The sequence below is a fragment of the Ferrovibrio sp. genome, from assembly GCF_002796975.1.
GTDB lineage: Bacteria > Pseudomonadota > Alphaproteobacteria > Ferrovibrionales > Ferrovibrionaceae > Ferrovibrio.
In genome coordinates this window covers 255,083-264,787 of the sequence record NZ_PEKV01000009.1, presented here as the reverse complement: position 1 = coordinate 264,787, position 9,705 = coordinate 255,083, and the positions used below count along the sequence as shown (strand labels likewise).

At 59.6% G+C, this 9,705-nt stretch carries 8 protein-coding genes; 1 reads left to right on the top strand and 7 read right to left on the bottom strand.

Annotation, left to right across the window (positions count from 1 at the left end):
* Positions 1–190: 190 nt before the first annotated feature.
* The 5 genes from CTR53_RS11900 to CTR53_RS11880 form a co-directional block, all read right to left on the bottom strand.
* Positions 191–964 carry a phytanoyl-CoA dioxygenase family protein gene (locus CTR53_RS11900; protein ID WP_290813305.1) on the bottom strand — a complete coding sequence of 258 codons (774 nt, stop codon included), beginning with the start codon at positions 962–964 and terminating at the stop codon, positions 191–193.
* Positions 965–1,031: 67 nt separating this feature from the next.
* The gene (locus CTR53_RS11895) at positions 1,032–1,994 is read right to left on the bottom strand and encodes a hydroxyacid dehydrogenase (protein WP_290813302.1); all 963 of its coding nucleotides are present in this window, start codon (positions 1,992–1,994) and stop codon (positions 1,032–1,034) included.
* A 26-nt stretch (positions 1,995–2,020) separates the two neighbouring features.
* Positions 2,021–3,037, bottom strand: a complete 1,017-nt coding sequence (locus tag CTR53_RS11890) for a hydroxyacid dehydrogenase (protein WP_290813300.1) — start codon at positions 3,035–3,037, stop codon at positions 2,021–2,023.
* Positions 3,038–3,919: an amidohydrolase gene (locus tag CTR53_RS11885; RefSeq protein WP_290813298.1), complete on the bottom strand. Its 882-nt coding sequence runs from the start codon at positions 3,917–3,919 to the stop codon at positions 3,038–3,040.
* Positions 3,920–3,972: 53 nt separating this feature from the next.
* The gene (locus CTR53_RS11880; protein ID WP_290813296.1) at positions 3,973–4,551 is read right to left on the bottom strand and encodes a TRAP transporter large permease subunit; all 579 of its coding nucleotides are present in this window, start codon (positions 4,549–4,551) and stop codon (positions 3,973–3,975) included.
* Here CTR53_RS11880 and CTR53_RS11875 point away from each other — a divergent pair.
* Entirely contained in the window at positions 4,526–5,209 is a 684-nt protein-coding gene (locus tag CTR53_RS11875; RefSeq protein ID WP_290813294.1) for a GntR family transcriptional regulator, read from the top strand. The genes CTR53_RS11880 and CTR53_RS11875 overlap by 26 nt on opposite strands.
* Positions 5,210–5,553: 344 nt before the next feature.
* Here CTR53_RS11875 and CTR53_RS11870 read toward each other — a convergent pair whose 3' ends face one another.
* Both CTR53_RS11870 and CTR53_RS11865 read right to left on the bottom strand, forming a co-directional pair.
* Positions 5,554–8,199, bottom strand: coding sequence for an AMP-binding protein (locus CTR53_RS11870; RefSeq protein ID WP_290813292.1), 2,646 nt, complete (start codon positions 8,197–8,199; stop codon positions 5,554–5,556).
* Positions 8,200–8,207: 8 nt separating this feature from the next.
* On the bottom strand, positions 8,208–9,704 hold the full coding sequence (locus tag CTR53_RS11865; protein WP_290813289.1) for a sugar ABC transporter ATP-binding protein: 1,497 nt from the start codon (positions 9,702–9,704) through the stop codon (positions 8,208–8,210).
* Position 9,705: the final 1 nt, after the last annotated feature.

Here is a 9,705-nt window from a genome sequence, read left to right as displayed (position 1 = left end):
GTCAGGAAAACCCGGCCGCGCTCGAGGGTGTATTTGTCGTCCAGCGTAACATTCGCCAGCATCATTCACTCCAATAACACAGCGAAAACAGTTGCACTGCGCCGGATCGGTTTCAGCCAATCCCGCGAGTCACATTCCCAACTTTTCACAAGGTTCAGGAGCGCGGGCGAACCCGCGCTCCTCAGTATTGTCAGGCGGCCATATGGCGCAGCAGGCAATCGCGCTCCTGCGCCTGCACGGCGTTAAAGTCACGCGCGGAGTAATCCTCCGGTCGAGCGAAGGTATTCCCGCGATTATCGATCGCATTGTAATTGATGTAGACGATAATCCGGCGCAACGGCGTGATGTTGATGCTCGAACCATGAACAACGGTCATATCCATGTACAGCATACTGCCTGCCGGGCCGGTAATTGCTTCCAGACCGTACTTCTTAACTAAACGATCCAGGGTCTCCGCCGGAATATCAAAACGGTATTTACCACCTGTCGATGCCGGACCATCGGGATCGGTCTGAATGGCTTCAACCAACCCTTCACGGTGCGACCCCGGAATTGCCAACAGCGGCGCATTGCAGGCGTTGACCTCATCGAGGAATACCGCTGACATGACGCCACGCGGCTCGGGCACGCCATCGAGCCGATGGAAAGTGCCAAAATCCTGGTGCCACTTCATGACCGTGCCGCCGGTATGCTTCAGGTTGACGCGGGAGTTCATGACATAAATGTCGTTCTCCAGCAGCTGCCGGGTCGGCTCAACCAGTGCCGGGTGCCGAACCAAGCTCTTGAAGCGCTCATCCTTCAAGTGCAGGCCATAAAAAACCTCGGTATGACCCTCCTGTCGATCACCCGCAATCTTCCTGATCGCCCCCTCGACCACACCAAGTTCGTCCTTAGAGAGAACGCCAGGCACCACGACCCAGCCTTTTTCCCGGTAAGACGCCATCTGCTCTTCGGTAAGCTTCATGACTTAATCCTCCAATGTTGTCAGTCTTCGCTACGTTTATTGATTCAGATTCTTCTGTCGCCACCGTTCACCGCATCATACGCCGGAACTTCCAGACTTCTGGGTTGAGCAGTGTCTCTGGGCGCCGTCCAGCCAGGCATCCAAGAACCAGCTTGACCGTCTGATCGGCCATCTGACGCATGCTATAGGTGGTGATCCCAGCCGAGTGTGGGGACAGCAGTATGTTGGGCGCTGAAAATAATGGATTGTCAGGCCGCGGCGGTTCTTGCTCGAACACGTCGACACCGGCGCCACGCAAACGGCCATTCTTCAAGGCAGATGCAAGTGCCTCTTCATCGATGAGCCCACCGCGCGCAGTGTTCACGATCACCGCATCAGGTTTCATCAGTGCCAGCTCTCGTTCCCCGATCATGCCACGGGTCTCGGGGGTCAGCGGCACGTGCAAAGAGACTACATCTGCAGCGGACAGAAGCTCTTTCAGCGACCCAACCAAAGACACGCCCGCATCTTTGGCCTGTTCCGCATTCAAATAAGGGTCGAAGACGATAACATGCATCGAGAACCCTCGACGCAGTATGCCGGCCACCAGACTGCCTATATTCCCCAACCCCACCAACCCGAGAGTCTTCTCGGTAAGGTGGCCGGCGAGCAAAGAACTCCGCTCAGCATACAAGCCTGCCGTAACCATGTCGTGGGCCGTTCGCAGATAGCGCACGGCTGCCAGGATCAACGCAACAGCGCCCTCGGCAACAGCAAGCGCGTTTGCGCCGCCTGGGGTATTCAGAACCGGTATTTTTGCATCCGTCGCAGCCGGAATGTCGATATTGTCAACGCCGGCGCCATGCTTCCCGATGACCTTGAGATTCTTTGCCTGGCGGATGACCTCACTGCCAACCCTGAAGGTGCGGACAATGATGGCGTCCGCAGAGGAAATATCCGAGCGGTTGACTAGAATATCGGCGGATTGACGCAACAGGGCGATGCCTTCTGGATGAATCTCGTCAGCGACGAGCACTTTCGGTCGTTCCATCACCGATCTTCCTCAAGCCGGATTTGTCATGCGACGCGATCAAGCATGTCATGGGTCACCTCGTGCCGGAGCGGCTCGCCTTTCCGGTGGCGTCGGATCTCCTCGATTGCTAGGTCCATGAGCCGATGCGTTTCCGCCCCTGTCGCCCCCGCAATATGGGGCGTGACAAAGGCATTACTGCTCGATAGCAGTGGCGATTCTCGGCCCAGAGGTTCCGGGTCTGACACATCCAGGATTGCCTTCAGGCGGCCCGCGGTGACTTCCTTTTCGAGTGCTGCAAGATCGACAAGAGCGCCGCGAGCGGTATTGAGGAGTGTTGAACCATTCCTCATCAGCGCCAATTGTTCAGCGCCGATCATGCGATATGTCGACGGCAGGGATGGCGCCTGTATCGTCACAATATCGCTTCGCTCAAGCAGACTGTTGAGGCCAACCAGCTCGACGCCGAGTCCGGCCGCCTCCTCTCCCGATATGGTGGGGTCGCAGAGCAGAACACCCAAGTCGAACGGCTTCAGCAGTTCTATCAGCTTCCGCCCGATACGAGATGCCCCAATGATTCCTACCGTTGCACCATTGTTACCTGTCAGACCATTACTCGGCCAAGGGACCTGCCAAGCCCACGTACCGCTGCGATAAGCCTCACGGATATAGAACACTTCCTTGTTGGCAAGCAGAATCATCGCTAGACAGTATTCAGCAACCGGCGGCGCATTCGCGACTGCCGCAGAGACGACACGAATCCCACGCTCCCAGACTGCCGCACCCGCCACCGGCCTCACCGATGAGCCAGTATGAACGAGCAGGCCAAGCTTCGGCATTCTTGCCAGCACAATGGGGGTAATCTCCGGACAGCCCCACCCTGTAATGAGAATCTCAACGCGGCTCAGCAGGGCGCCGATGCCTGTCTCAGAAAAGTCTTTGACGGGCTCTATTCGTGCCACATTGACCAGCTGCTCCAGACTCTGGAGATGTCGCCCCTGAATCAGGTCCGGCGTGAGCTTTGGATCCATGGCAAGTATCGCAATCGGCAGATCAGCGCGCATTCACTTGCCTCCACGCGGCAGGTCAAAGCCATAGAGGTCACATGGATTCTCGACCAATATGCGCGTTAGTGCGGCTTGGTCTGCGGCAGACCGCACGAACAGGTCAAGCAGCTCGCTGTCGTCAACAATTTCATAGGGCAAAATCCGGTCACGGCTACTGAGCCCCATTTTTGCTGCGTCGATATGCGGCCAGTCTGTACCCCAGATCATCCGATCCGGCGCGGTCTCGATGAGATCAGATGTTAGCTCCCGGACTTGTTCCAACGAACTGCCGTTACGTAGATGGCTGACGCCAGAAAGCTTTATGTATGCTCGGGAGTTTTGCAGGAGAAGCTTCAGATTAGTCAGATGGGAGGCGAAGTCGGGTGCCCCAAATCGCAGACCCGCGAAATGATCCAGCACCACGGGCAAGCCGGATCCCTCGATAATTTCACCCAGCGCAACCAGCAAATCCGGCTTGCTGTAAAGCTGAATATGCCAATCGCTGCCGCGCAGCAATTCAATCGCCCGCAACAGGCGGGCAGCCGCGTCCTCCGCCCCTGGAATGCCGTGCGTCACCAGATTCATTCGAATCCCGCGAGCGCCCCATTTGTGCATCTCCGACAACTCGCGGTCAGTGACATCATCCGCGACACAAACCACTGCCCGCGTGCTGGAAATTCCGAGTTCTTCTACGCCGGACAGCGTCCGCCGATTGTCTGTGCCATACGCGCTGGGCTGTACGACGACAACGCGATCAATCCCCAGCTGCCACTGGACGTCTCTCAACTGGGATGAAAGAGCGTCTGGTGGCGTATAAAGGCTGTCAGCGTCGAGAGGGTAAGACGCGATCGGGCCGAACAGATGCACGTGGCAATCGCAAGCCCCCTTAATACCAGCCATCCCCGGCTTTCGCCGTTTCGACGCCACTGAATTTTGCAACGCACTCATTTTTGTCACTTCAGAGCGTTCGGCAGCCAGGTCGATAGCGGAGTGAAGAGGCAGAGCAGAATGACCGTTACAAACTGCGCAATCAGGAACGGGATGAGCGCCCTGAACAACTGCGACATCTTCAGGTTTCCGATCTTCTGCACTACGAAAAGGCAAAGCCCGACCGGCGGCGTCAGAAGGCCGAGAGTGAGTGTCAAGACGAACACGATGCCAAGCTGTATCTGATCGACACCTAGGCTTTGCGCTGCCGGAACGAAGATCGGAACGAACAGGACGGTGGCGGGGGCTGGCTCCAAGAAAGTGCCCACCAGCAATACAAAAGCAGCCGTCACCAGGAGGAAAACTGTCGGGTCCGATATGACATCAAGCGCGAGATGCCGCATCCAGTCTTCCATGCCGCCTAATGTCATGACGTAGGAAAGCACTTCTGAAGCGCCAAGGATGAGATAGATCGAGGCACTGATTCGACCGGTCGCAATCAGAGATTCCCAGATTTCTTCTTTGCCAAGCGACTTGAAGATCACACAACCGATAATAAAGGCGCCGCTGGAGCAGCCGATGAGCGATACAAATGGCCAGAGCAAGGAAAATCGTATACAGGACAATGTGTATGACTTCCTAAGGCATAAAATCACGACAGGCGCCTACCCGCCAGGTAAGCAGCTCAAGGAAAGCCATATTGCTGATGAACTGGATGTCAGCCGCACGCCTGTCCGGCTTGCGCTGCGGAGGCTGATCAAAGATGGTTTGCTGACCGGCGCGGAGAACCGTGGCGCATTCGTCGCGCAATGGACGCATGCCGATGTTGCTGAAGTCTACATGCTGCGCATCCTGCTGGAATCACAGGCCGCCGGATTAGCCGCCGAGCGCGCCACTCCGGCTCAGGTTGCGCGGCTGCGCGCCCTGACCGATCAGATGCATGCCTTGATCACCGAAAAGCCGCACAACTACCTGATGGATCTTCAGGTTGCGAATAACGGATTCCACGAAGTGCTTCTGGAGGCTTCCGCATCACCAAGGCTGGTCCAGATCACTGAGAACCTCCTCGATGCCCCTCTATTGAATGGCGGTTTTTATGTGTATTCGCACGAAGATATGTTGCGAAGCGTGCATCACCATAGGGATATCATTCTGGCCATCGAGAACAGGGATGCTGAGTTGGCCAAGCATGCAATGAAAACTCATCTTCGCGCGTCGTATCACACCCTAATTCAAGGTCATTCATCAAAGGATGCTGAGTAAGCTAAATTTAGAAAGAGCAGCCTATCGGTCAGGCTCACCAAACCTGACCCACAACACTAATGAGCAGAGACAAAGCATTGCGCATCGTTTTTCGGCCTGCGCGCGCCTCTTCAGAACGTCTCGAGTCGCATACTGGCCTCGTAATTAATATGTCGGCTTCGATCGAAGTGGCAAAAGCTACTGACCAGTGATTGGCCAGAAGCCGCGCTGCGTTTCAGCCACTGGATCGACGGGAATTGCCGGCACCGAGACCGGTTGGCTTTAGTCACCTCTCGCTGAAGCCAAATTGCGAATCTACTGATTAGGAGAGCCTGGGATATCTACCGGTCGGAAACCCTGCCGGATCAATAGTGTGGACGTCGTTTTTCACGGAAAGAGCGCAAACCTTCCGCGAGGTCGTGGCTCGACAAATGGGTACGGAACGCCTGCAGCTCGGCACGTAGACCAGACTGAACGATGCCGTCATGTACAGTGCGTGTGAGCGCTTTCACATGCCGAAGCACTGCTGGGCTCCGCTGACTGTAGCACCGGGCGATGTCGAGCACCTTATTATGGAGTTGATCAGCTGGGACCACGTCGGTGACGAGCCCCCACTCCATGCATTGGCGAGCTGAGAATAGCTCGGCGCTGAACAGCATGTGCATGGCTTGCGCCCCATGCATCCGGATCATCAGCTGCACCGTTGATCCTGCGGCGGGCACGATGGCGTAGCGGGCATGGCCGTCGCCGATTTTCGCCGTCTCGGCGGCGATGACGACGTCGCAGGCGAGAATCAGTTCCAGACCACCGGCCACTGCCACGCCGTTGACGGCGGCCAGTACCGGCATCGGCAGCGCCCGCAGCTTCAGCATCACGCGCTGGTTATAGGCCAGCGTATCCAGCAGCGATTGCGGGTCGAGGCTCAACTCCTTGCCGAATCCGAGCAGATCGCCGCCGGCGCAGAAAGCCTTGCCGGCACCGGTGAGGATGACGGCGCGGACCGTTTCATCGGCATGCAGCTCATCCAGCACGCGGTCCAGCGCATCCATGACGTCCGGCGACAGCGCATTCATGGCGGCCGGCCGGTTCAGCGTGATGGTGGCGACAGGCCCCGACCGGATCAGCAGCACGGGTTCCTTTGCCTCGTCTGCAACCGCGATGTCATAGCGTTGCGGTAACGGCTCCAGTGCAGCCCGTAAGGCCTGCAGCGGGCCGTCGTCCGAGGCCACGATCTCGACCCGCACCACCGTGTTCAGCTTGTCGTCTTTGCCGATCTGGATCCGCGCCTCGACCGGCTGCTCGAAGGCGGCGGCAATCTCGGCCCGCACCTTTTCCTCAATAGCGCGGTCGCGCAGCTCGTTCTTGACGATCTTGCCCACCGCGGTGGTCGGCAGCGCTTCGATCTGGAAGATCCGCTTCGGCCGTGCCGGCGGCTCGGCGATGGCGCTGCCCAGATGCCGCTCCAGCGCCGCCATGTCGATGGCGGTCCCGGGCGAGGCGACGACGAACAGCACCGGTACCTCGCCGGCATAGGCATCAGGCATGCCGACCGCCGCGCTGATCTGCACACCGGCGAAGACATTGGCGACATCCTCGATATCGGAGGGATTGATGTTATGGCCGCTGCGGACGATGAGATCCTTCTCGCGGCCGGTCAGCACCAGGCGCTGGTCTTCGGTGAGGTAGCCGACATCGCCGGTGATCAGCCAGCCATCGGTACTGCGGGTATTGCGGTTATGCGCCGGATCGACATAGCCCGGAAACACCTGCGGCCCGCTGACCTGCACCAGGCCGCTTTCCTGCGGCGCGCAGAGTGCATCCGGCCGGGCGGGATCAAGGCTGGTGATGCGCGTGCGGGCGAAAGGCGCGCGGAATCCGACGCTGCCCTGCACCGGCACGGCGCGGCCCGGATTGAAGGCGATGGCGGCCGCGGTTTCGGTCATGCCGTAGGTTTCATACAGCCGGATGCCGGTGCGCGACTGGAACCGCTCGCTGACCGCCTTCGGACAGACGGCACCGCCGGTCAGCGCCATACGAACCGAGGAGATATCGGCATCACCGATCGGTATCTCGGTGATGGCTGCAATCGAGGTCGGCACGCCGCCGACAATCGTCAACCGGAAGGCCTCGGCGATCTTCCAGTAGGTGGCGATCACGCCCTTGTCGCGCAGACCGTAGGGCGACGGCACCACCATATGGCCGCCCGCCGCCAGCACCGACAGCCCCGACGTGATGGTACCGCCGACATGGAACAGCGGAAAACCGTTGATCACCGCATCTGTCTCATCCAGGCCATGCACCTGGGCGAAACTCCAGGCAGCATGGATCTGGTTGCCATGCGTCAGCTGCACCAGCTTGGGCCGGCCGGTGGTGCCGCCGGTATGGAACAGGGCGCAGACCGTGTCCCGCCCGGCCGCGCTGTCGAAATCGAGATCATCATCGCGGCAGCGCGCCTGCTCGGCGTGGAAATCCAGCTGGCCGTCAGGAACCGCCGCGCCGGACGCACCCAGCACCACGATATTGCGCAGGCCGGGCGTGAGCGCGATGACCTCCTTCGCCTTGGCCCAGATGACCGCGTCCAGCTTTTCGGCCGGGATCACCAGTGTTGCGGCGCCCTCCGCCGTGAGCAAATCGGCAATCACCCGCGCATTGAGCAGGTAATTGATCGTGCTGGCCACGCCAGCCGTCTGCGCGCCATACAGCGCCTCGACCATGCCGGGCAGGATCGGCGTCAGGAAGGCCACGACGCCGCCTTTATTGATCCGGTGGAAGAAATTGGCGGCGCGGATGATGGCACGATACAGCTCGGCATGCGTCAGGGTGACGGCCTCTCCCGTATAGCCGCCAGCTGCCATCATGGTCAGCGCCGGCCGCGAGGGATGCAGCTCTGCCGTGGCGCGAAACAGGTCGAGCAGGGTCTGCGCCGGGATCAGCGCGTCATAGGGCATTCTCTCAATGGCCTCGATATCCGCAATCGAGGTAATGGCCGTGATCGCGCGCGTCGTCTTCATCTTCACGTTCAGTGCACCGCCGCATACATGATGGTTTCCTCATCGGCCTGACCGCCGGTGAATTCCTCGACGATGCGGCCCTGGCGCGAGACCAGAATGCGGTCCGACAGATGCAGGATTTCCGGCAGATAGGAGGAAATCACCATCACCGCCATGCCTTCGTCGGCCAGACGGTTGATCAACTGGTGGATCTCGGCGATGGCGCCGACATCGACGCCACGGGTCGGTTCGTCGAAGATGATCAGCTTCGGCTTCTGCACCAGTGCCTTGCTGACCACCACCTTCTGCTGGTTGCCGCCCGACAGTTCGATCACGCGGGCATCCGAATTGATCACCTTGACATTCAGTGCCTTGGTCCACGTCTCTGCGAGCCGCTGCATCTCCGACATGCTGACAAGCCGCGAGCGGCTCTGCCCGCCGGCCATGGCGGCGACATAAATATTCTCCGCCACCGACATGGTTTCGAAGAAACCTTCCAGCTTGCGGTCTTCGGTGACATAGATGATGCCGTCGCGGATCGCAGGCCGCGGCACCCGGTAGCGCACCGGGCGATCTTCCAGGCGTATCTGGCCGCCATGGAAGAAGTCGCGCTTAAGAATACCGGCGATCACCTTGGCAGTTTCGGTGCGGCCCGAGCCGATCAGGCCGAAGATGCCGGTGATCTGCCCGGCAAAGACAGAGAAGGTGTTGTTGCGCACCATCGTGCCCATCGACAGGTTCTGCACGCTCAGCACCTTGCGGCCGGCCGGCCGTGTGCGATGACGGCCTGCCTTGCCGTACAACTCGTCCGACAATGTACGGCCGACCATGGCGCGCACGATGCGGTCGCGATCGAAACTGTCGGTCCGGTCGGTGATGACATGCTCGCCGTCGCGCAGGATGGTGATGCGGTCGGAGATCTGTAGCGCCTCTTCCAGTGCATGGGAGATGAAGATGATCGACACATCCCGGGCGCGCAGCCGTTTCACCAGCGCGAAGAAGTGATGCTTCTCCTCCGGCGTCAGCGTCCCGGTCGGTTCGTCGAAAATGATCACCCGCGCCTTGTGGTGCACGGCGCGGGCGATCTCCACCATCTGCTTCTGGCCTGCGCCCAGGCCGGAGACCAGCGCGGTGGGATCGACCGGGAAATTCAGAGATTGCAGGAACTGCTGCGCCGCGATGTAGATGCCGCGCAGGCGGTTGAACCATTTGGCATCGCCGAGATACAGGTTCTGCGCCACCGTCAGCGACGGCACCAGGCTGGTTTCCTGGTACACCATGGCGATGCCCTTCTTCAGCGCATCCGACGGACCGCGCAGGTCCATCGGCTGCCCGTCCAGCAGGATTTCGCCCGCCGTCGGTGTCACCACGCCGGCCAGCATCTTAGTCAGCGTCGACTTGCCGGCGCCGTTTTCGCCCAGCAAGGCATGCACCTCGCCGCGTTCGAGTGTGAAGGATACGTCCCTCACGGCTGGAACGCCGCGATATTCCTTGGTGCCGTTTTTCAGTTCCAGAATCGTCGCCATG